Annotated in this window: 18 protein-coding genes, 1 tRNA gene and 1 pseudogene; 9 read left to right on the top strand and 11 right to left on the bottom strand. The window is 46.9% G+C overall.

Features of this window, described 5'->3' with window-relative positions:
- From rpsB to EOO50_RS17070, 5 genes are all read right to left on the bottom strand, one after another.
- Positions 1 to 623 (bottom strand): 30S ribosomal protein S2 (gene rpsB / locus EOO50_RS17090; RefSeq protein WP_290841500.1); only part of this gene is annotated, 623 nt, incomplete at its 3' end.
- A 219-nt stretch (positions 624 to 842) separates the two neighbouring features.
- Complete coding sequence (gene rpsI / locus EOO50_RS17085; protein WP_290841499.1) at positions 843 to 1,229, bottom strand: 30S ribosomal protein S9; 387 nt, start codon at positions 1,227 to 1,229, stop codon at positions 843 to 845.
- Positions 1,229 to 1,684 carry a 50S ribosomal protein L13 gene (rplM, locus tag EOO50_RS17080; protein WP_290841498.1) on the bottom strand — a complete coding sequence of 152 codons (456 nt, stop codon included), beginning with the start codon at positions 1,682 to 1,684 and terminating at the stop codon, positions 1,229 to 1,231. Before rplM ends, rpsI begins: the two co-directional genes overlap by 1 nt.
- 199 nt (positions 1,685 to 1,883) lie before the next feature.
- Positions 1,884 to 2,666, bottom strand: a complete 783-nt coding sequence (locus EOO50_RS17075) for a ferritin-like domain-containing protein (protein WP_290841497.1) — start codon at positions 2,664 to 2,666, stop codon at positions 1,884 to 1,886.
- 19 nt (positions 2,667 to 2,685) lie between these two features.
- Entirely contained in the window at positions 2,686 to 3,420 is a 735-nt protein-coding gene (locus tag EOO50_RS17070; RefSeq protein WP_290841496.1) for a ferritin-like domain-containing protein, read from the bottom strand.
- A 212-nt stretch (positions 3,421 to 3,632) separates the two neighbouring features.
- On the opposite strand from EOO50_RS17070, the gene EOO50_RS17065 reads away from it, so the two are divergent.
- Positions 3,633 to 4,661 carry a LacI family DNA-binding transcriptional regulator gene (locus EOO50_RS17065; protein WP_290841495.1) on the top strand — a complete coding sequence of 343 codons (1,029 nt, stop codon included), beginning with the start codon at positions 3,633 to 3,635 and terminating at the stop codon, positions 4,659 to 4,661.
- 21 nt (positions 4,662 to 4,682) lie between these two features.
- On the opposite strand, the gene EOO50_RS17060 is transcribed toward EOO50_RS17065, so the two are convergent.
- On the bottom strand, positions 4,683 to 5,996 hold the full coding sequence (locus tag EOO50_RS17060; protein WP_290841494.1) for a serine hydrolase domain-containing protein: 1,314 nt from the start codon (positions 5,994 to 5,996) through the stop codon (positions 4,683 to 4,685).
- 166 nt (positions 5,997 to 6,162) lie between these two features.
- On the opposite strand from EOO50_RS17060, the gene EOO50_RS17055 reads away from it, so the two are divergent.
- Both EOO50_RS17055 and EOO50_RS17050 read left to right on the top strand, forming a co-directional pair.
- Positions 6,163 to 6,693, top strand: coding sequence for an ankyrin repeat domain-containing protein (locus EOO50_RS17055; RefSeq protein ID WP_290841493.1), 531 nt, complete (start codon positions 6,163 to 6,165; stop codon positions 6,691 to 6,693).
- Positions 6,690 to 7,460 carry a T9SS type A sorting domain-containing protein gene (locus EOO50_RS17050; RefSeq protein WP_290841492.1) on the top strand — a complete coding sequence of 257 codons (771 nt, stop codon included), beginning with the start codon at positions 6,690 to 6,692 and terminating at the stop codon, positions 7,458 to 7,460. The genes EOO50_RS17055 and EOO50_RS17050 overlap by 4 nt, the downstream gene beginning before the upstream one ends.
- Before the next feature lie 34 nt (positions 7,461 to 7,494).
- Here the strand turns inward: EOO50_RS17050 and EOO50_RS17045 are convergent, their stop codons facing one another.
- Together EOO50_RS17045 and polA are read right to left on the bottom strand one after the other, a co-directional pair.
- On the bottom strand, positions 7,495 to 7,971 hold the full coding sequence (locus tag EOO50_RS17045) for a DUF1579 family protein (RefSeq protein WP_290841491.1): 477 nt from the start codon (positions 7,969 to 7,971) through the stop codon (positions 7,495 to 7,497).
- A gap of 182 nt (positions 7,972 to 8,153) precedes the next feature.
- Positions 8,154 to 10,988, bottom strand: a complete 2,835-nt coding sequence (gene polA, locus EOO50_RS17040; RefSeq protein WP_290841490.1) for a DNA polymerase I — start codon at positions 10,986 to 10,988, stop codon at positions 8,154 to 8,156.
- A 193-nt stretch (positions 10,989 to 11,181) separates the two neighbouring features.
- Between polA and EOO50_RS17035 the strand changes: the two genes are divergently transcribed.
- Both EOO50_RS17035 and EOO50_RS17030 read left to right on the top strand, forming a co-directional pair.
- Entirely contained in the window at positions 11,182 to 12,411 is a 1,230-nt protein-coding gene (locus EOO50_RS17035) for a metallophosphoesterase (protein WP_290841489.1), read from the top strand.
- A gap of 17 nt (positions 12,412 to 12,428) precedes the next feature.
- A complete protein-coding gene (locus EOO50_RS17030; RefSeq protein ID WP_290841502.1) occupies positions 12,429 to 12,758 on the top strand; it encodes a thioredoxin family protein in 330 nt (109 codons plus the stop codon).
- Here the strand turns inward: EOO50_RS17030 and EOO50_RS17025 are convergent.
- Positions 12,755 to 13,399, bottom strand: a complete 645-nt coding sequence (locus tag EOO50_RS17025) for a polysaccharide deacetylase family protein (protein WP_363331785.1) — start codon at positions 13,397 to 13,399, stop codon at positions 12,755 to 12,757. The two genes, EOO50_RS17030 and EOO50_RS17025, sit on opposite strands and share 4 nt — an antisense overlap.
- Before the next feature lie 48 nt (positions 13,400 to 13,447).
- Positions 13,448 to 16,669 (bottom strand): DUF2723 domain-containing protein, encoded by a 3,222-nt coding sequence (locus EOO50_RS17020; protein ID WP_290841488.1) that lies wholly within the window; start codon positions 16,667 to 16,669, stop codon positions 13,448 to 13,450.
- Between the two features lie 230 nt (positions 16,670 to 16,899).
- On the opposite strand from EOO50_RS17020, the gene EOO50_RS17015 reads away from it, so the two are divergent.
- Positions 16,900 to 16,970: transfer RNA gene (locus tag EOO50_RS17015), tRNA-Gln, on the top strand.
- Positions 16,971 to 17,027: 57 nt separating this feature from the next.
- Here the strand turns inward: EOO50_RS17015 and EOO50_RS17010 are convergent.
- Positions 17,028 to 17,852, bottom strand: coding sequence for a universal stress protein (locus tag EOO50_RS17010; RefSeq protein WP_290841487.1), 825 nt, complete (start codon positions 17,850 to 17,852; stop codon positions 17,028 to 17,030).
- A 170-nt stretch (positions 17,853 to 18,022) separates the two neighbouring features.
- Here EOO50_RS17010 and rimP point away from each other — a divergent pair, with 170 nt between their 5' ends.
- The 3 genes and pseudogenes from rimP to EOO50_RS16995 all read left to right on the top strand — a co-directional run.
- A complete protein-coding gene (gene rimP / locus EOO50_RS17005; protein WP_290841486.1) occupies positions 18,023 to 18,487 on the top strand; it encodes a ribosome assembly cofactor RimP in 465 nt (154 codons plus the stop codon).
- A gap of 12 nt (positions 18,488 to 18,499) precedes the next feature.
- Complete coding sequence (gene nusA, locus EOO50_RS17000; RefSeq protein WP_290841485.1) at positions 18,500 to 19,744, top strand: transcription termination factor NusA; 1,245 nt, start codon at positions 18,500 to 18,502, stop codon at positions 19,742 to 19,744.
- A 48-nt stretch (positions 19,745 to 19,792) separates the two neighbouring features.
- Positions 19,793 to 20,259: pseudogene (locus EOO50_RS16995) on the top strand (translation initiation factor IF-2); the annotation flags it as partial.

Here is a 20,259-nt window from a genome sequence, read left to right as displayed (position 1 = left end):
GAAGCGTCATCATTTGCAGGGATAACATAGTCAACTTCACGTGGATCGGAGTTGGTATCTACCATTGCGAAAACCGGAATGTTTAATTTCTGCGCTTCTTTTACTGCGATGTGTTCAGCTTTGATGTCTACGATGAATAACGCCGCAGGCAATCTTGACATATCAGCGATTGAACCTAAGTTCTTCTCTAGTTTTGCACGAAGACGGTCGATTTGCAGTTTCTCCTTTTTAGAAAGAGTGTTGAAAGTTCCGTCTTTCTTCATCTTATCGATAGAAGCCATTTTCTTGACGGCTTTACGGATAGTAACGAAGTTAGTCAGCATTCCACCTGGCCATCTTTCAGTAATGTATGGCATGTTGGCGGCTTTAGCTTTCTCGGCTACGATGTCTTTTGCTTGTTTTTTGGTCGCAACGAACAATACTTTGCGTCCTGATGCAGCGATCTTTTTCAAAGCTTCGTTAGCTTCTTCGATCTTGGCTGCAGTTTTGTACAGGTTGATAATGTGGATTCCATTACGCTCCATGTAGATGTAAGGAGCCATGTTCGGATCCCATTTTCTGGTCATGTGTCCAAAGTGAACACCAGCTTCCAGTAAGTCTTTAACTTCTACTTTGTTTGCCATTTTTGTAATAGTTTACGTTCTGTTGAATTAGCAATGTCCTGTTTGATTAAATGATTTAAAGATTTAAGGATTTAAAGATTGGCTCAAGCCGGATAATCTTTCAATCTTTCAATTTTTCAATCTTTCAATTCAGTATCATTTAGATGCTAAACTAGTGTCAGACCTCGGCCTGATAACAACATTAACTTAGTTATAAAATAATTGATTGTCAGAAATTGATTAACGTTTAGAGAACTGGAATCTCTTACGCGCTTTCTTCTGACCGAATTTCTTACGCTCAACCATACGTGGGTCACGTGTAAGCAATCCTTCTGGCTTCAGGATAAGACGGTTCTCAGCTTCGACTTCGCACATTGCGCGAGCGATTGCCATACGAACTGCTTCAGCCTGGCCGTTTGTACCACCTCCGTAAACGTTAACTTTCACGTCGAAGTTCTCAGCGTTTTGCGTCATTGCAAGCGGCTGCATCACTTTGTATTGAAGAGTTGCAGTTGGGAAGTAAGTAGCGAATTCTTTTTTGTTAACCGTGATTTTACCTGTTCCTTCAGAAAGGTAAACACGGGCTACAGCAGTTTTACGTCTGCCGATTTTGTGAATTGTAGCCATTACTTAAGATCGTTTAGATTAACGGTTTTAGGTTTTTGAGCCTCGTGTTTGTGCTCAGTACCTACATTAACACTCAGGTTGCGGAAAAGTTCTGCACCCAATTTGTTCTTAGGTAACATTCCTTTTACGGCTTTCTCAACCAAAGCTGCAGGGTTTTTCGCCTGAAGTACTTTAGCAGTAAGGGTTCTTTGACCTCCTGGGTAACCAGTGTGACGCATGTAGATCTTGTCGTCCATCTTGTTCCCCGTAAGGTTGATTTTCTCTGCATTGATAACGATTACGTTATCGCCACAGTCAACGTGCGGTGTGTAACTTGGTTTGTACTTCCCGCGCAAGATCATAGCGACCTTTGACGCAAGACGCCCCAAGTTGTGACCTTCAGCATCCACAACAACCCACTGTTTGTCAACAGTAGCCTTGTTGGCTGATACAGTCTTGTAGCTTAATGTGTTCACAATAAATTATTTTAATTAAACATTCCGTCCCCAAATTAAGGGGTTGCAAAAGTACAATTAATTATTATAAATGCAAACCGCTATAAAAGATTATTTTAAGCAAAAATATGCGGTCTCTGAATGCGGTGCGAATATACGCGAAAAAGCCATCCCGCGTAACATTGCAGGATGGCTTCCTCAGCAGAAATCTCAAATGTAATTATACGATAAACACGTTAGCGATAGTAACTGCTGTTTCAGTGCTTATTGTCTCGTCGTACGCTTGCGATTGTGCAGCGGCATCGAACTGTCCGGCTCCAAGAGTCGTGCTTTGTTCTCCGTCGTACACAACTTGGAACTCGGCAGGAATTCCGTCAGTTCTCTGGTTAAGCGTGATCCATCCTTTTTCTCCGCGAAGACGACGCACCATCGATGCGTGACGTGCTTCAACTGAGTGTATCTGAAGTGCCGGTTTCAAGAACGCAGTACCTTTAAGGTTGCCCGCTTGTCCTTTATATGCACGGACTCCCGTATCTTCAAAAGCCTGTGCGACTGCGAGGAACGTTTGATAGTCACCAAAAGTGTCCAATCCAAGACCACCTGTGAAATCGAATTCCGGCATTGCTGGGATTTCGACTCCATTAGCGTTCATGGCCGATGTCAAGAAAGTTACGTGGTCCGCTTCGTGATCGCGGATCAACGTGATCGCCGCAAGATCCGATGCCGGAATCAATCCCGCCGTCGCTACGCCCTGAGCGTAAAACGCGCTTTCCAAATATTCCAAAGTAAGCGCCAATTGAAGCGCTCCTGCCGGTGTTGCGGGAGTTGGGCTAATATCTGCAGCAAACGCTTTATTTGAAAGTGCCGATAATCCAAATGGCACCGATGCCAATGCAAGGCCTTTACCCAAGTTTCCAAACTGAGAAAAACTTGATCTCCTTGAAGTTCCTGTCGCGTATAATTTATCGTCAGTGAACGATTCTAAAAATTTAAGTAGATTCATGATATCTTGTTTTTTTAGGTTATGGTAAAAACGTTGCGGTGAACGGTGTCGTAATCAATCCGAGGCTTCCAACTGCGCTGATGATAGCCGATGGATCTTGTGCAGGATCCAATCCGTTTGCATCTGCAGTACTTGCGAAATCAATCGAATTTGGATTGAGTAGGTCGCGGATTGCCGATGCGTGTCTCGCTTCAACCGATACGATTTGTCCGGCGATTACCAAATATGCTGCTTCTGAAATATAACTTCCGGCGCCATTATAAGCCGATACTCCAGTGTCTTCCAAAACCGCTGCGGTTTGAAGTACCGATGTTTCGTTTCCGAAGTTCACCCCGGCGTACGCGAATGCCAATGCAGGCAAAACGTTTTCAGCAGGAAGAGCTCCTGTCAACGTAGCTTTAAAAAATTCGCGGTGAATTACTTCGTGTTTGTAGATATCAGTCAAGACATCTTTGGCTTCTTCACTAAAAGATCCGAAACCAGGATCGTTAACTACTTTAGTGTAGAAGTCTGCCTCGAGTTGCTCGAGAGCGTAAGCGTAGGTAAGGATTCCGAAATCGCCTCCTCCTAAATCAAATTTTCCGTTTCTGATACCCGGAAGTTGGTTGCTAGATGGTCCATTTCCATCGTCGTCGTTGTTACAGCCGGCGAGTAGCAAGCCTGTACCGGCCAAGGTAAGGCCGCTGATTTTCAAGAAATTCCTCCTGCTGGCTGTCGCCGGATTCGTTCCCTGAGGTTTTACTGTGTTTTCCATAATTAACATTTTAGAAATTAATACTGGTTGTTGGTACGAATGAGATATATTTGTACTTAAGCTAACCTACGAGCAAAAACTCAGGTTGGTTTTGCAGGATTTCAATATTTATGGGCACAATTTGCTTTTTTTTGAAAGTTTTAAATTAGTTTTATATAATTATCGTAAGGTTTTACATAATTTTCACATTAAGAATATAATTTGGGTTATTTATGAAGTCGAAAGCCACTTTGAAGCAAATCGCAAAAGACCTTCATGTTTCTGTTTCCACGGTTTCCAAGGCGTTGAACGACAGTCCTGAAATCAGTGAACAGACCAAAGCGAAGGTTCAGGAATACGCGAAACTCAAGAACTACAAGCCAAATATCATCGGTCTTAATCTCAAGAATAGAAAGACCAAAACCATCGGCGTCATCATTCCGAACATCCTGAATCCGTTTTTCGCGAAAGTGTTCACCGGAATCGAAAAGATCGCCGACGAAAAAGGATACAATATCATAACATGTATTTCGAACGAATCGCTCGAGAAAGAAGTACACGCGCTTGAAATGCTCAGCAACGGTACGATCGACGGTTTCATCCTGTCGGTTTCTGAGGAAGCGCAAAAGCTCCAGGAATACAACCACTTCAAACAAATCATAAACGAAGGAACGCCTATCGTGATGTTCGACCGGATTTCGGATGAAGTCGATTGCGACAAAGTCATCGTCGACGATTACGATTCGGCCGTGCACGCGATCAAGCATCTCGTGACGTCAGGATGTAGAAATATCGCTTTGCTTTCGTCAATCGATAACCTGAGCGTCGGGAAACTTCGTGCGAAAGGATTCTACGCAGGAATCGAGAAAAACGGAGCTAAAGTCGACGAAAGTCTCGTCGTGCTTACGGATTCCACCGACGATTTCGACGAAAAGCTCACCAAACTATTCGCCGAGAAAAAGATCGACGGTGTTTTCGCGCTAGACGAACATGCCTCGGTTTCGGCCATGAAAGCCGCGATCAAGAAAGGATACAAGATTCCTGAGGATGTCCAGCTCATAGGTTTCGCTGACGGCGTCTGGTCAAAACGACTCACGCCAAGTTTGTCTACGATCAGCCAGCACGGTCCTGAAATCGGCGAAGCGGCGACGAAACTTCTAATCGAACGCCTCGAAAGCAAAGACGAGGACGACGATCAGAAATTCAAGACTGAAGTCATCAAAACCGAACTTCGCCAGCGCGAATCGACCAAAAAAATATAAGCGGCCTTCAAGCCGCTTTTTTTATTCCTTATTGAACTCGATATTCATTCCCGACTGTTTCAGCGTCATTTTTCCCGAAGTGAAGTGTAAGTTGACGCCAGCGGCCTTGAACTCGAAATCGGATTCGCTGATTGCCTCGAGTGGAAAGCTTGATTGTCCCGTGGCTTGCGCGATGAGTTGTCCGTCGTTCGTCGTGATGACGATCTTCAATGGGAAACCTGCCGACGCGTATGTTCCCGCATAACTTTGGAGTTTTTCCGGCGAAACCACGATTGCTTTTAAAGTCGGAAATGTATACGGAAGCTCGTAATATAAGGTAAGGATTCCGACCATGATGTCGTTTCGGCTGTAATTATCGCCATTCACAAACAAAGCGACGCCCAATTTTTCCTCTGGATTATAACCCACGGCCGAACGAAAGTTCTCGATGCCACCCGTATGTCCGTATAAACGCTTCTCGCCGAACGGCAACGTAATCAAGCCCATTCCATAACCTTCTTTTATGGTTTTCATTTTCTCGAGCGACGCCGCGCTGATCAATTTCCCGTCGAGCAACGCCTTCATGAACGCCGTAACGTCGGTCGGTGTCGAAGCCAAAGCGCCGGCCGAAAACGCAAGCGTGTTCGTCCATTCGTCCATCTGTTTCCAGTCAGATCCCGCGAAAGTAAACGAGAACGCCTCGTTTTTTGAAACGTCGATGTGGTCGGGCAAATAGGTGTTCGAAAGTTTTAATTTCTTTGTGATGCGCGCCTCGAGATTCTGCGCATACGGCTTTTTCGTGACGTCTTCGATTATGTAACCTAATAAGGAGTAGTTCGAATTGCTGTATTCGAATTTGGAATCAGGTTCGAAATCGGGCGTATAACCCGCGATGCGATTCACGATTTCTTTTCTCGTGTGTTTTCTCGTGATGTTTGCGGTTATAACCGAGTCGGCGAGGAATTCATGGATTCCCGTGCGATGGCGCAGCAACATTTCAATCGTGATCTTGTCGGAGTTCGGGATTTTTGGGAAGAATTTCGAAAGCTTGTCCTCAAACTTTAATTTGTTTTCCTCGACGAGTTGGATGATCATAACCGCCGTGAACGTTTTGGTGATCGATCCTATTTTGTATTTCGTGTTATCGTCCGCTTTTTTCCTGGTCGCCGAATCCAGAAATCCGTACGCTTTGGCAAATACGACTTTGTCATTCTCTCGCAACGCCACCGAACCCATGAATTTGTGGTTGGCGGTCAAGTACGTGAGCAGGCTGTCGATCTTTTTGAATTTGGCGTCGCTCTGTGCATGAAGCCCGAATTCCACGAGAAGCAGCAAGAAAATAAAAAATCGTTTCATGTTCCTGTTTTTGTAAAAGTAGCAAAACTAATTTGTACGAATAGTCATACTGACGCAAAAACGAATTCTCGATGAAGTCGCTATTTCGCTGACTCGGAACCTATAATGAGATAATTTCATTTGTTTTTTATTTGGGAATCAATAACTTAGTTTCAAAATTGCCGCTATGAAAAACAACTACCTTTTACTTTGTTTGCTGTTGATCGGCTTGGGCGCGCATTCGCAGACCGCCGACATTTTCGACGTCGCACGCAAAGGAACTACCGACGAAGCGACTTTACTGCTCAAGTCCGATCCGAAACTCGCGAACACGACAAACCCTGAAGGCTACACGCCGCTGATTCTCGCAACCTATCGCGGGAACAACGCCGTGGCGAAACTACTGCTCGAGAAAGGCGCGAACATCGATGCCATCAGTGGAATGGGAACGGCGCTAATGGCCGCAGTCGTCAAAGGAAACGACGAAATGGTCAAATTCCTGCTTGATCGGAAGGCGAATCCAAACTTAAACGATGCCAACGGAAGCACGGCATTGCTGTACGCGGTAATGTTCAAGAAACACGATATCGCGAAACTGTTGATTAAATCTGGTGCGAATACCGAACAAAAAGACAATCGCGGCCAATCGGCGATAGATTACGCGATCCTTGCAAACGATGACAAACTAATCGAAATATTAAAAACCAAAAAGCTATGAAGAAAATTACATTATCAATGCTTGCCATGTTAGGGATGGCGGGTGTTTCGGCTCAAACCTATTCGACGGGAACGTTAAGTTTGAGTTCTTTTGGAGGAACGTCGTTGGCGTATACGGCCAAAATCGACGTCGCTTCGACCGTAGTTACGATGACGCTGATCGGGCCTTCCACGAGCTGGCTCGGCATCGGGTTCGACACGAACAGCATGGAATCGGGTTTCGACTGCGTGATTTTTGACGGTACGAATCTTTCCGATCGCAACTTCAATGGCGTCGGGGTGATTCCGCCTCTCGATACCGCGCAAAACTGGACGGTCGTTTCGAATACCGTTGCGGGCGGCGTTCGGACTGTTGTCGGAACGAGGGCTTTGAATACAGGAGATGCCGGTGATTACGTATTTTCGGCCGCCGCAGAACCGCTAACGTTGGTGTTCGCGAGACGGGTCGGAACAATGGCGATCGGATATCACGGTTCCGACAGCTGCGGATCGACCGTCGCGAACCTGACGTTGGGAAGCGATCGTTTCACGCCCGAATCGGTCAAGATTTTTCCGAATCCGTCAAAAGGTTCGACGTCGTTTGAATTGCCGTCGTTCGTTTCGTCGGGCGAAATAAAGATTTACGACGCTCAAGGCCGATTGGTCAAAAAACAAGAGATTACCGATATACAGACGCCGGTCTCGACATCTGGAATGCCAAGCGGTTCGTATCTCGCCGTCGTCAGGACCGAATACGGGAATGTCACCAAAACTTTATTGGTCGAGTAACTTCTGCACAACTATACAACGAAAAGGCCGGAAACTATGTCCGGCCTTTCATGTACATGATGCCGGTTCCCATGTTGTCGTACCAAGTCGATACCACTTTTTTGGAGGCATTGTCGAATCCCATCGTCCCGACGCCTTCAAAGTCCATTCCCATGACTTTTCCTTTGTAACGCGCTTCCTGATATCGTCCGCCAAAAATCATTTTGATTTCTACGGATGCCTGGGACGTTTCAGGCTCTTTCGTCGGATCCGACCACATTTTCATTGTCGCGTTCCACGAACCTACATCGGTAGCGATAAGTTTGTGCACGTCGCCCGGAGTCGCGTATTCTTGCCAGGCTTTCTCCATTTCTTCCTGAGTGGGCGGCGTCGTCGGTTCTGCGGTTTCCGCTGTAGGAGTCGTGGCGATCGTGTCGGTCGTAGTTGTGGTTTCGATCGCTTTGTCTTCGGCTTTTTTGCATGCTGTCATGGCAAGCGCGACTGCAGCAAAGGTTAAGATTGCTTTTTTCATACTTGTTGTTTTTAAGTTGGTGTATTAAAGGTAGGGATTTTTTTTGTGCCTGAGAACCTGAGTGCCTGAGTGCCTGAGATATTCAAAAAAAAATTGACTAACCGTCTTTATAAGTATATAAAACAATTTGTCAATCTAACCGAGACGGCTCAGGCACTCAGGCACTCAGGTTCTCAGGCACTTTAATGCGCCTCAAGCCAATCCTTACCTTCGCCCAAATCAACGTCCAACGGAACGTCAAGTAAGAACGCGTTTTCCATTTCGTACTTGATCATCGGCTTTATCTTCTCGAGTTCATCATTGTGGACATCGAACACCAATTCGTCATGCACTTGCAAAAGCATCTTGCTTTTCCAATTCTCGGATGTGAGTTTCTTGTGGATATTGATCATCGCGATCTTGATGATGTCGGCGGCGCTTCCCTGGATCGGCGCGTTCACGGCATTTCGTTCTGCCGCGCCACGCACGACTTGGTTCGCCGAGTTGATGTCCTTGAGATAACGTCGTCGGCCCGAAATCGTCGAAACGAAACCTTGTTCGCGCGCGATTTCGATCTGCTCGCTGATGTAATTGCGCAATTGCGGATAAGATTTATAATACGCGTCGATCAACGCCGCACTTTCACTTCTCGTAAGCGACGTCTGGTTGCTGAGCCCGAAGGCCGACACGCCGTAGATAATCCCGAAGTTCACCGTTTTGGCGTGGCTTCGTTGCTCGCGCGTGACGTCTTCCAAAGCGACGTTAAACACTTTTGCGGCCGTCGATTTGTGGATGTCTTCGCCGTTCTTGAACGCGTCGATCATGTTTTGTTCGCCCGAAAGCGCCGCGATGATGCGCAATTCGATTTGGCTGTAATCGGCAGAGACGAGCGTGTGGTTTTCGTCGCGCGGCACGAATGCTTTGCGGATTTGGCGTCCGCGTTCGGTTCGGATCGGGATGTTCTGTAGGTTCGGATTGTTCGAACTCAAGCGTCCCGTTGCGGCTACGGCTTGCATATAATCGGTGTGGACGCGTCCCGTTTTCCCACAAACCTGGGCCGGAAGCGCCGTCACGTACGTACTTTGAAGTTTCACGAGTTGGCGCCAATCCAAAATGTCTTTCACGAATGGACTCGACAACGCCAAAGTAGAAAGGATTTCTTCGCCGGTCGCATACTGTCCGGTTTTGGTTTTTTTGATTTTCCCTTCTCCGATCTTCATTTTATCGAACAAGACTTCGCCCAATTGTTTCGGGGAACCGAGGTTGAAACTCTCGCCCGCGGCCTCGTAAATCTGGCGTTCGAGTTGCTTGATGTCGGTGTCGAGTTCCTTCGAAAGTTCGGCGAGAAATGCGGTGTCGAGACGTACGCCTTCCATTTCCATATCGGCCAAGACCTGCACGAGGGGAATTTCGATCTCATCGAACAGTTTGCGCGTTTCGGTTTGGTCGAGAATAGGAGCGAAGTGTTGTTTGAGTTGAAGCGTAACGTCGGCGTCTTCGGCCGCGTATTCCTTGACTTCTTCAACCGCGACGTCGCGCATTGTTTTCTGGCCTTTGCCTTTTTTGCCGATGAGATCCTCGATCGGTTTCGGTGAATATTTGAGATAGGTTTCCGATAGGACGTCCATTCCGTGACGCATGTCGGGATTGATCAGATAATGCGCTAACATAGTGTCGAAGATCGGCCCTTTGACCACGACGCCGTAATTCGACAGTATTTTTAGGTCGTATTTTACGTTCTGCCCAATTTTCTCGATGTGTTCGGTTTCGAAAAAAGGCTTGAACTTGTCGACGATTTCCTGCGTCTTCGCGAAATCGTCGGGAACCGGAATGTAAAATCCCTTTCCGGTTTCCCATGAGAATGACAATCCGACGAGTTCGGCCGTGATCGGATCGATTCCGGTCGTTTCGGTGTCGAAACTCACCGACGTTTGCTTCATCAGGTTCTGGATCATCAATTTCAGCGCGAAATCGCCTTCGACCAATTGGTAATGATGGTCAGTATCTTCGAGCGTTTTATACGGATTGGTGTTTATGCCGTCCGTACTTTCACCGTGGATTTCAGCGAACAAATCAAATTGCTGTTCGTTTTTGACGATGGTTTTCGTGGGAGCGAGACCCTGCGCTTCAGCCGATTGGTACGATTGTCTGTCGGTGAAGAAAAGCGCGTTGAATTGCTCGGCCATACGCCTGAATTCGAGTTCGCGGAACAATTCTTCGACCTTGTCGCTGTCAGGTTTCGTAAGCTCGTAATCGTCTTCGTTGAACTTCACGTCGCAATCGCAGATGATTTTGGCGAGTTCTTTTGACAGCATGCCGAGTTCCTTGTTGGCTTCGATCTTCTCGCGCATTTTGCCCGTGATCTTGTCGGTGTTGGCCAAAAGATTTTCCATCGAACCGAATTCCTTGAGGAACTTCTTGGCGGTTACTTCGCCGACTCCGGGAAGTCCGGGAATGTTGTCGACCGCGTCGCCCATCATGCCCAGAAAATCGATGACTTGTTCCGGACGTTCGATTCCGAAGCGCTCCAAGACTTCGGGAACGCCCCAAATCTCGATGCCGTTTCCGAGTCGCGCGGGACGATACATGAAGATATTTTCAGAGACCAATTGGGCGTAATCCTTATCGGGCGTGACCATGAAAACCTGATAGCCTTCTTTTTCGGCTTGTTTGGCCAAGGTTCCGATCAAGTCGTCGGCTTCACAACCCGCGAGTTCGACACATGGAATGTGCATGGCTTTCAGTATTTGCTGGATCCATGGCACGGCGATTTTGATGGCTTCAGGCGTTTCGTCCCGGTGCGCTTTGTAGTCGGCGAACATTTCGGTTCTCACGGTGCTGCCTTCCTTGTCGAACGCGACGGCCAGATGATCAGGTTTTTCGCGTTTGATCACGTCGAGCAACGAGTTCATGAAACCCAGGATGGCCGACGTATCCATTCCTTTTGAATTGATGCGGGGATTTTTGATCAGGGCGTAATATCCGCGGAAAATCAGGGCGTAAGCGTCAAGAAGGAAAAGGCGTTTTTGTGCAGCCATCGGTAAGAATTTAAATGTTGAAACGTCGATTTTCGGGCAGTTGCGATCGAAAATCGAATCGTGTAAAAATAGGAAACTGAACGCAAAAATCGATCGGGTAATTCGTAATTAAACGTCAAATGTTAAATATTCCATTACGTAGAATTCAATGATGTGTAAATGAAATACTTTTGGGATTCTTTACAAATCAAACATGTTGCGCTGGATTCTCTTTGTCCTTTTTGTCATTATCGTTGAAACCTATGCTTATCAGGCATTTCGTACCGTAACCAAGGTCAGGTGGTTTTTGTTGGCGTACCAATTGGTGTCGCTTTTCGCCATAATTTACATCGTTTTCCAGTTCACGCAGTTCGATCGGGCGGTCGGGCAGACGCGACTTACGCTGTTCACGCTCGGGCTTCTTTTGATCTTATATATTCCGAAAATACTTTTGACGGTCTTTATGTTCGGCGAAGACGTATATCGCCTGATTTCGGCTTTGATCAATCTTGCGACGAAAAGTAGGGAAGGCGATTTCTTGCCCGACAGGCGAAAGTTCGTGAGTACGATCGCGCTTGGGATTGCCGCGATTCCGTTCCTGTCGCTCGCTTACGGAATGACTTGGGGCAAATACAATTATAAGGTGATTCGCCAACGCGTTTTTTTTCCTGATCTGCCCGATGCGTTCGACGGTTTTACGATCACGCAGATCTCGGACGTCCACAGCGGAAGTTTCGACAATCCCGACAAGATCAGTTACGCGATCGATCTGATCAATGAGCAGGAATCGGATATGATCTTATTTACGGGCGATATCGTCAACACCCACGCCAAAGAAATGTTCCCGTGGATCGACACGTTCAAGAAAATCAAATCGTATAAGTACGGGAAATACTCGGTTCTTGGAAATCACGATTATGGTGAATATATCGATTGGGATAATCCGAAAGACAAGGAAGAAAACTTCCAGGCAATCAAAAATCTATACGGTCAAATCGGGTTCGATCTGATGCTGAACGAACACAAATTCATCGAAAAAGACGGCCAGCGCATCGCACTCGTCGGTGTTGAAAATTGGGGCCGCGGATTCAAACAGGCCGGCGACTTGAACAAAGCGTCACAAGGTTTGACCAAAGAGGATTTCAAAGTGTTGATGTCGCACGATCCGTCGCATTGGGATTTGGAGGTGAAAAATCATCCGAAGAATTTCCATTTGACGCTGTCGGGACATACACATGGATTGCAATTCGGGATTGAAATTCCGGGTTTTATCAAATGGAGTCCCGTTCAATACATCTACAAGCAATGGGCCGGGCTGTATGAAAATTTGGGCCGTTATGTTTACGTGAATCGCGGTTTCGGGTTTCATGCGTATCCGGGTAGAGTCGGTATTTGGCCTGAAATTACCGTAATTGAACTAAAAAAAGGGCCGAAATTAGCGTAATATGTTAAAAACGCTATATTTGTACAGCAAAGTTTAAATTTTTTACGACTATGTCAAAATTTGGAGAACTGATTAATGCGCCTGTTCCTGTCCTCATCGACTTTTATACCGAGTGGAATGAGCAGTCGGTTTCCATGCATCCTGTTATCCGCGATGTTGCCGCAGCTTTGGGCGACAAGGCGAAAGTCATCAAGATCGACGTGGATAAGAATCAGGAATTGGCCGATGCGCTGCGAATCAAAGGGCTTCCTACGCTCATGATTTACAAAAGCGGGCAAATGATCTGGAGACAATCGGGCGAACTCGATGCCAATACGATCATCGGTTTGGTCCAAGAGCAGCTTTAATCCAACGCGGCGCACGAATAGCCGTTTTCCTTTAAGAATTCCAACGTCTTTGGCAACGCGTAACGCATGTTTGCGTATGCTTTCTGGCTGTCGTGAAAAATCACGATGCTTCCCGGGCCGATATTCTGCAACACGTTTTCAAGACATTTTTGAGGCGTGATCTTTTGGTCGAAGTCGGCGCTCAACACATCCCACATTACGATCTTGTAACCCAGTTCACGCAATTTTCGCGATTGTGCGCTCGTGACTTTCGCGTACGGCGGACGCATGAGTTTTGCTTCGTCGGTCGCGAGCGAATCGATCTGTTGCTTGCATAGCGCGACGTTTTCGAGATATTCGTTTTCAGGCGTTTGCCAGCCGTTGAGGTGATTGAAGGTATGGTTTCCGAACGCGTGTCCTTTTTCGATGATCCGACGAAAGATGTCGGGATTCTTCCTGATGTTGTCCCCGATGCAGAAAAACGTCGCTTTCGCATTGAAGTTTTCGAGTTGCGAAAATACGAAATCGGTGACTTCGGGAATCGGCCCGTCGTCGAAAGTCAGATAGACGACTTTTTTGTCGGACGGCATTTTCCACAGAAATCCCGGAAACAGTTTTCGGACCAAGAAATGCGTCTTGACCCAATAATAGCGCATTGGCATAATCGTATATTTTACAAAAAAAATGCAGCCCGAAAGCTGCATTGGTCTTTATTCGGGATCGCGCCCGAATCGTTTGAATTTGTCGTTGAATTGGTTGAACATCGCTTTGTTCTTGTTGTAGAATTCCACGTCGCCGCGTTGTTTCATGACTTCGAGCAAGCTTCTATAGCGTTCGATGTCGCTCACGATGTCTACGGCTATCAGATTTTGCTCGGACGCGCCCAAACCTCCGTAGTACGTCAGGTTTTGTTTGTATTTGGTCATAAGTCTTTCTAGTAGATCGTGCGCACTTTTCTTGTCGCCAAGCGCGTAGTAACCTCCGGCGAACGGTTCGACCATCGTGTAATAGCCGTAGTAATCCATCGGCATTTTGGCCATGGCGAGATCGATTACTTTCTTGGCTTTCTCAGGTTGGTTCTCATTGATAAGTTGTTCCATCAATCGAGCCATGTTGGTGCGATAGGTGATGCTGTTTTTGCGCGTTTCGGGATCGTGGTAGATCCTGGTGCTTTCGCCATTGCCCCAATCCCAGCCGGTTACGATCTTGAACATCTTGTCAGAATCGATCATTCCCATGTCGAGCGGGCTCGGTGCCTTGTCGACCGATGTTTTTACGGGAACGAGCTTGAATACGACGCCGTCGAGTTGCAAATAGTCTTTCATCCACAAATAGTCGTCGTCGCCGAAACTTCCGCCCGTGAAATAAATAGGGCGTTTCCAGTTGTTGTTTTTAAGGATGTCGAGCATCATGATCCGGTTCTTGTAAATCGCCGGGCCTTTGATTTCGATGTCGATGAATGGCACGATCGAATCATTGTATTTCGCGTTCACGACTTTATTCGCGATGACAGCGTTCTTGTCGATGTTGATCCTGACCTTGTTCGTCGGATAGAAATGGTATTTGATGCCGTTTTGCATTTCGACCATCGCGCGCGGATCTTCGTTTTTAAGGAATTTGAGGAATTCTCCGAGTTCCATTGCGCTTTTCGTGCGTTCGTCGAACACCGCGTAATCGAGTTTGTCACCGACATATTGGTCGTGCGTGAACGAAATCGGCGCGCCTTCAGACTCGTAGGTTTTCATCTTCATCTGGTCGATGTACCAATCGGTCATGAACAAACTGGTGTTGACGATCTTGATGTCGCGCCTGATGCCTTCGATTTCCTGGGCGTACCAAAGCGGGAACGTGTCGTTGTCGCCTATCGTGAACAGGATCGCGTTCTTGTCGCACGAATTCAAATAGTTTTTCGCCATCGCGATCGCCGTGTATTTATTCGAACGGTCGTGATCATCCCAGTTTTGCGACGCCATCAAAATCGGCGAGGCAAGCAACGTGACCGCGACGATTACGGGAACGGCGAGCTTGGGTTGCAGGTATTTTTTGATCGTGTCGTAGATCGCGTATGCGCCGAATCCGACCCAAATCGCGAATACGTAGAACGAACCGACCAGCGCATAATCGCGTTCACGCGGCTCGAACGGACGCTCATTCAAGTAAATCTTGAGGGCCAAACCGGTGAACAGGAATAAAGCGAGCAACACGAAGAAACTCTTCAAATCCTTGTTCGCATGATAGATCAATCCGATGATTCCCAAAAGGAACGGAAGGAAATAATACAAGTTGCGGCCTTTATTGTTGAGCGCGTCGTCAGGAAGATTCTTTTGGGAACCGACGTGGATTTCATCGAGAGGCGTGACGCCGCTGATCCAGTTTCCGTCGAGGTTGTCGTATTTTCCCTGGATGTCGTTTTGTCGGCCCGTGAAATTCCACATCAGGTAACGCCAGTACATGTAGCCGAATTGGTATTCGAACATGAAGCCGATGTTGTCGGCCGTCGTCGGTTTGTCGACTGTAAGATATTGGCCGTAATGTTTTAGGAAAGTCGCGTAACCGTCGTTTTCGATTTGGCCGGTCGCGTAGGCTTTTCTAAACTCCGAAATGATGCTGATGAGTTCCTGTTTCTGGCTTTCGTCAACGAATTCATCGATATCGGGACGCATCCTGAATTCGGGCGGATGCGTGAAGTTCATGTAGTTTTCAGAGTGATCGGTGCTCCACAAACGCGGTAAGATCGCCTTGTGGTTGTCATCGCTGTTCTGTTCGGCGTTTTTCCAATTGTTCGTGATCACGTATTTCCCGGTCTTGTAATCGCGCTCGTAATTGGGCGCCTTGTCGAGATACGGATTGTCGGCGTCGAGACCGGCGTAAATGTCGGTGTATTGCGGGCCGTAGAACAATGGGTTCACGCCGTATTGCTCGCGGTTGTAGTAGGCGAGGAGTTCGGCGGCATCTGACGGTTTGTTCTCGTTGATGACGGTGTTCGCATTCGCGCGGATCGGCAACATCATCCAGGTCGAAAAGCCAAGGAAGATGAACAGCATGCACAAAACGATAGTATTGTAAAATACATACCCTTTTTTGCGCGTGTACCGAAGCCCGAAGTAAAACGCCGCGACCATGACCAGCATCGCGAAGATAGTTCCCGAGTTGAATGGCATGCCGAGGCTGTTGACCATGAAGATTTCGGTTTTTCCGAAGATTCCCATCGTCCAAGGCAACATCAATTTAAAGATGAACAACAAAATCCCGATCGCCACGATGTTCGCGATTATGAAATTCTTGATCGTTATGGTCTTGTAATTCTTGAAGTAATATAAATATCCGATCGATGGGATCGTAAGCAACGCCATGAAGTGAACCCCGAATGATAGCCCGACGACAAGCGAAATGATCAACAACCATTTGTTTCCGCGCGGCGTGTGCATGTCTTCTTCCCAACGAAGTCCGAGCCAGAACAAAAGCGCGATAAGGAAGGATGCAGCGGCATAAACCTCGGCCTCGACGGCGTTGAACCAGAAACTGTCGGAAAAAGTAAACGTCAAAGCGCCTACGAATGAAGCGCCCAAAACCATTATCGCGTTGTTTTTATTCCATTCCGAGAATTCGGTGACCATTTTGCGCAACACGATCGTCGACGACCAGAAAAGGAACAAAATCGAGAATGCACTTGCAAAAACCGATACCATGTTTACCATGAGTGCGATGTATTCCTTGCCCGGCGAGAACATCGCGAAGAAAGCTCCGATCATTTGGTACAAAGGCGCTCCGGGCGGGTGTCCGACCTCTAGGTTCGCCGCTGTGGCAATGTATTCGCCACAATCCCAAAAGCTCATCGTGGGCTCTACGGTAAGGATGTACGTAATCAATGCAATTGAAAATGCGGCCCAACCGGTTACCGTATTCCATTTGCTGAAGTTAAAATCGGTCATTGTATTTAGGTTATAAATGCGTTACAAAGAAACTATTTTTTTGGCAACGGCTTGGGCAGTTAACAAAAAATTCTATGGCGGTGTCGCAAAACCAAATGGCGACGATCGAAGTTAACAGACAGGCTTTCAACGCAACTGTTGCATTAAACGATAAAAAAATTAAAAAAAATTGCGAAGTATTTGCGAAGAACGATTTTTGTTCTAAATTTGCACTCGCATTACTGCAAAGCTGGTCTATGGTGTAATGGTAACACTACGGTTTTTGGTGCCGTCTTTCTAGGTTCGAGTCCTAGTAGACCAACAAAAAAAACCTCCTGAGAAATCGGGAGGTTTTTTGTTTTTATACGTTTTTCGGTATTTAGATTTTGAAAGTGACGACAGGTCGAATCGCGTGATTTACCAAATCTTCGCTGATGCTTCCGTTGAAGAAATGGGCGAATCCTGTCCTGCCGTGCGTGCACATTCCGATCAGATCGGCTTTTACGGTATTGGCGAAATTCAAGATGCCTTTCTCCACGTTCACATCGTTGTAGATATGCAAGCTGTAGTTGGTGTAGTTCACGTCGCGCATGAAGTCTGACATCATGTTCTCGGCAACCTGCGTCGGTTTGAAACTGTTCGGGGTGTTGATCATCACCAAGTGCAGATGCGAATCGAAATAAGTGGCAACATCGAGCAGTTGTTTGAACGGTTTCTTAATTTCGTCGGAAAAATCAGATGCGAACACGAAATTATCGGCCCTGAATTCAGTGATCTCATTCTTGATTACCAAAACGGGAACTTCAGACGAGCGCACGACCTTTTCAGCATTCGAACCGATAAACATTTCGTGGAAACCACTCGCGCCGTGCGAACCCATTACGATGAAATCGGCGTTTTCTTTTTTGGCGACCTGGTTGATGCCTTCATAGACCTTTCCGAAACGAGTCGTCTCGGTAACGGTCAGCCCCTCGAGGTAATCGGCATCAAGAAGGCCTTCGAATTTGGCCATCGCCTGGTTCTTGAAAAATATGATTTCCGGGATGTCGGCTCCTCTAACCGCACCGTCGCTGCCTTCATGCGGAAGTTCGAGCATGTGAAGCAACACGATTTCACTATTGTTTTTTTTGGCGATTTGAGCGGCCGCCTTTAAGGCATATTCTGCCTGATCGGAAAAATCGGTCGGCACTAAAATTTTTTTCATGGTGAAAAAGTTAAAAAATGTATGAATGATTGTTTGTTCTCTTCCATAAAGTTACGAATTATTTAACTCTTGACAATCATTTTCCAATTACAAAAAAATAACTATATTTGCACCGTTATTTATTGAAAACTAAATAATGAGGGGACAGGCGTCCCCTCTTTTTATACCGTATGACGTTTAAACAAAAAGTTGAAGATTTATTGAATGCCGCGCTCGCGGAGAAGCCCGAGATTTTCCTCATCGACCTATCAGTGAACGATGCAGGGAAAATTGTCGTTACGCTAGACGGCGACAACGGGGTTACGTTGCAGGATTGCATCGACGTGAGTCGCGCCATTGAGCATAACTTAGATCGAGAGGAGCATGATTTTGCACTTGAAGTCGCGTCGGCAGGGCTTTCGACCCCGCTTAAGTTAGTGCGACAATACAAGAAAAACCTAGGGCGTACGCTCAAGGTCAAAACCGCAACCGACACCATCGAAGCCGAAATTACTGATGCGAATGAAGATTTCATCGTGCTCGAATGGGAAGCGCGCGAACCAAAGAAAGTAGGAAAAGGGAAGGAAACCGTCGTCAAAAAACAGGAAATCCCTTATTCGGATATTAAAGAAGCAACAGTTACAATCAAATTTTAAAATACGATACGTATGGAAAATCTCGCATTAATCGACTCGTTTTCAGAGTTTAAGGATGATAAATTGATCGATCGCGTTACGCTGATGGCAATCCTTGAAGATGTGTTCAGAAATGCTTTGAAGAAAAAATTCGGGTCTGACGATAATTTCGATATCATCATCAACCCCGATAAAGGCGATATGGAAATCTGGCGTCGTCGCGTGATCGTAGCCGACGAGGATCTCGATCTCGAAAACGAAGAAATCACATTGACCGAAGCACGCAAAATTGAACCCGATTTCGAAATCGGCGAAGAAGTTTCGGACGAAATAAAGCTTATCGACCTTGGCCGTCGCGCTATTTTGGCGTTGCGTCAGAACCTGATCTCGAAAATACACGAACACGACAATACGAACCTTTACAAGCAATTCAAGGACCTTATCGGCGAAATCTATACGGCCGAAGTACACCATGTACGTCCAAGAGTGGTGATTTTGGTGGACGATGAAGGAAACGAGATCGTACTCCCGAAAGAAAAACAGATCCCCAGCGACTTTTTCCGCAAAGGCGACAACGTGCGCGGAATCATCGAAAACGTGGAATTGAAAGGGAATAAACCGCAAATCGTGATGTCACGTACATCTGAGAAATTCCTTGAGAAATTGTTCGAACAGGAAATTCCTGAAGTATTCGACGGATTGATCACAGTGAAAAGCGTCGTCCGTATTCCGGGCGAAAAGGCGAAAGTCGCGGTTGATTCATACGATGACCGTATCGACCCTGTCGGGGCTTGCGTCGGAATGAAAGGATCGCGTATCCACGGCATCGTTCGTGAACTCGGAAACGAGAACATCGACGTGATCAACTACACGACCAACAACCAATTGTACATCACGCGTGCTTTGAGCCCTGCGAAAGTTTCTTCGATCAAGATCAATGAAGAGACGAAAAGGGCCGAAGTTTTCTTGAAACTCGAAGAGGTTTCGAAAGCCATCGGACGCGGTGGCCACAATATCAAATTAGCGGGATTGCTCACAGGATATGAGCTGGATGTAATCCGCGAAGGCAACATCGCCGAGGAAGAAGATGATGTTGAATTGACTGAGTTCTCAGATGAGATCGAAGCATGGGTAATCGAAGAATTCGCCAAAATCGGGCTCGACACCGCGAAAAGTGTGTTGAAACAAGACGTGGCGGATTTGGTAAGAAGAACTGACCTTGAAGAAGAAACCATCCAGGACGTGATGCGTATCCTCAAGGCTGAGTTCGACAACTAACACAAGTCGCACAACAACACAACTACAGCTAATAACTAAAAAGATTTTATGTCTGACGAAAGAGTAATAAGAATTAACAAGGTTTTACGGGAATTGAACATTTCTTTGGACCGAGCCGTCGACTACCTCAAAGACAAGGGTATCGGCATCGACTCGAATCCGAATGCGAAGATCTCCCAATCCGAATTCGACCTGCTTCAAAACCAGTTCGCGGGCGACCGCGGCAACAAGGTGGCGTCTCAGGAAGTCGGAGAGGAAAAGCGCAAGGAAAAAGAGGCGCTTCGCATTGAGCGCGAGAAAGAAATCGAGGACAAACGCAAGATCGACGAGGAACGCGCAAGGCAGGAGGTTATCCGAGCCAAAGCAGTCGTTACCGGCCCGAAACAGGTTGGTACGATCGACCTCGACAAAAAGCCCGCAGCTGTTGAAGCCGCGCCTGAATCTGCGCCCGAAAAACCTGCAACTCCTGAAAAGACCGAAGCTCCGGTCGTCGCTGCAAGCGAAGCAGTCAAGCC

Origin of the sequence: Flavobacterium sp. (assembly GCF_004211145.1) — a bacterium.
Lineage (GTDB): Bacteria > Bacteroidota > Bacteroidia > Flavobacteriales > Flavobacteriaceae > Flavobacterium.
The sequence above is the reverse complement of the archived record's forward strand: the minus strand, read 5'-3'. Positions and strand labels throughout refer to the sequence as shown.

What these genes read in the sequence shown, in the direction of transcription:
- EOO50_RS17075 (WP_290841497.1), bottom strand. Translation starts at nt 2,666, where the DNA reads ATGAATCTACTTAAATTTTTAGAATCGTTCACTGACGATAAATTATAC.
- EOO50_RS17025 (WP_363331785.1), bottom strand. Translation starts at nt 13,399, where the DNA reads ATGCCAATGCGCTATTATTGGGTCAAGACGCATTTCTTGGTCCGAAAA.
- polA (WP_290841490.1), bottom strand. Translation starts at nt 10,988, where the DNA reads ATGGCTGCACAAAAACGCCTTTTCCTTCTTGACGCTTACGCCCTGATT.
- nusA (WP_290841485.1), top strand. Translation starts at nt 18,500, where the DNA reads ATGGAAAATCTCGCATTAATCGACTCGTTTTCAGAGTTTAAGGATGAT.
- EOO50_RS17065 (WP_290841495.1), top strand. Translation starts at nt 3,633, where the DNA reads ATGAAGTCGAAAGCCACTTTGAAGCAAATCGCAAAAGACCTTCATGTT.
- EOO50_RS17060 (WP_290841494.1), bottom strand. Translation starts at nt 5,996, where the DNA reads ATGAAACGATTTTTTATTTTCTTGCTGCTTCTCGTGGAATTCGGGCTT.
- EOO50_RS17020 (WP_290841488.1), bottom strand. Translation starts at nt 16,669, where the DNA reads ATGACCGATTTTAACTTCAGCAAATGGAATACGGTAACCGGTTGGGCC.
- EOO50_RS17070 (WP_290841496.1), bottom strand. Translation starts at nt 3,420, where the DNA reads ATGGAAAACACAGTAAAACCTCAGGGAACGAATCCGGCGACAGCCAGC.
- EOO50_RS17050 (WP_290841492.1), top strand. Translation starts at nt 6,690, where the DNA reads ATGAAGAAAATTACATTATCAATGCTTGCCATGTTAGGGATGGCGGGT.
- rpsI (WP_290841499.1), bottom strand. Translation starts at nt 1,229, where the DNA reads ATGGCTACAATTCACAAAATCGGCAGACGTAAAACTGCTGTAGCCCGT.
- EOO50_RS17035 (WP_290841489.1), top strand. Translation starts at nt 11,182, where the DNA reads ATGTTGCGCTGGATTCTCTTTGTCCTTTTTGTCATTATCGTTGAAACC.
- EOO50_RS17045 (WP_290841491.1), bottom strand. Translation starts at nt 7,971, where the DNA reads ATGAAAAAAGCAATCTTAACCTTTGCTGCAGTCGCGCTTGCCATGACA.
- EOO50_RS17010 (WP_290841487.1), bottom strand. Translation starts at nt 17,852, where the DNA reads ATGAAAAAAATTTTAGTGCCGACCGATTTTTCCGATCAGGCAGAATAT.
- rimP (WP_290841486.1), top strand. Translation starts at nt 18,023, where the DNA reads ATGACGTTTAAACAAAAAGTTGAAGATTTATTGAATGCCGCGCTCGCG.
- EOO50_RS17055 (WP_290841493.1), top strand. Translation starts at nt 6,163, where the DNA reads ATGAAAAACAACTACCTTTTACTTTGTTTGCTGTTGATCGGCTTGGGC.